Origin of the sequence: Nocardioides sp. CPCC 206348 (genome assembly GCF_048654705.1) — a bacterium.
Lineage (GTDB): Bacteria > Actinomycetota > Actinomycetes > Propionibacteriales > Nocardioidaceae > Nocardioides.
In genome coordinates this window covers 3,404-4,317 of record NZ_JBMCZA010000105.1, presented here as the reverse complement: position 1 = coordinate 4,317, position 914 = coordinate 3,404, and the positions used below count along the sequence as shown (strand labels likewise).

The window sequence follows — 914 nt, the reverse complement described above, 5'->3', positions numbered from 1 at the left end:
GCGAGGTAGTAGTCATCCGCCCGTGAGCGGTCGGCCTCGACGTAGTTGCGGGCGGCCTTGGCGCCGCCGCGGTAGAACTTCACACCACCATGCACGGTCTCAATCACCGCCCGTCACTACTCGTCAATCACCCCGAAAACGGCGCACGGCCCGTCCCGGGGGGACGGACCGAACTACGAACCTTCGTAGCATGCGTGCCGCTCGTGAGAAGACGGAGTTGGCGAGGTTCGCGACAGCGGTATCGGAAGTCGGCAAAGTTCGGCGTCGAATGACCGACTACGGAGGGCGGGCGGGGCTGCAAGGGCCGTTGGATCGCCGGAGGAGGCGGCCCCGGTGCGTGCGCGGGGTCGCGGTGCGGCCGTCGGGTCACCGACCTCGGGCGGGGTGCTGCGCCTGACGAACCCTGATCACCTAAGGATGGCGTCGACCCTACGTCGCCGTGGCAGGCCTGCGCGGCCGGCGGTCCGCGCGGCGCGGCCGCCGATAGTCGTTCGTGATCGCCGAACTTTCAACGATACCTCTCCAAGAGAGATCGAGATCACATTGCGGTGGCAGATTCGATCCTGCTTAGGTTAGGCGCTCCTAAGTCTGAGAGATTCCTGTGAAAGAGGTTTGTCGTGCATAGTCGTTTCGCGTCCGCCACCGCCATTGCAGCTCTTGCCGCCGTCGTGCTCGCCGGCTGCTCAAAGGAGGACGACACCACTTCTGAGGGCGACCACGACGCCTCGGCCGTTCCGGCCGGTGTAACGAAGCAGTACGACGTCCTTGGCGATGAGCTCGCCGAGAAGGGCCAGACGGTCGAGTCGGGCGAGTGGACGGTCAACCTGATCACGGAGGCGGCCGAGCCCTGGCACACCGTGCACAGCGGCGGCCACACCGCCTACCGCGACCCCGCCAAGGGTGAGACCAACCAC

1 protein-coding gene is annotated in these 914 nt (G+C 66.2%); it reads left to right on the top strand.

Annotated features, from left to right (window positions below; genetic code table 11):
- Nucleotides 1-617: 617 nt before the first annotated feature.
- The coding region (locus tag ACOADB_RS05310) for a hypothetical protein (protein ID WP_378596899.1) at nt 618-914 on the top strand (297 nt) is incomplete at its 3' end.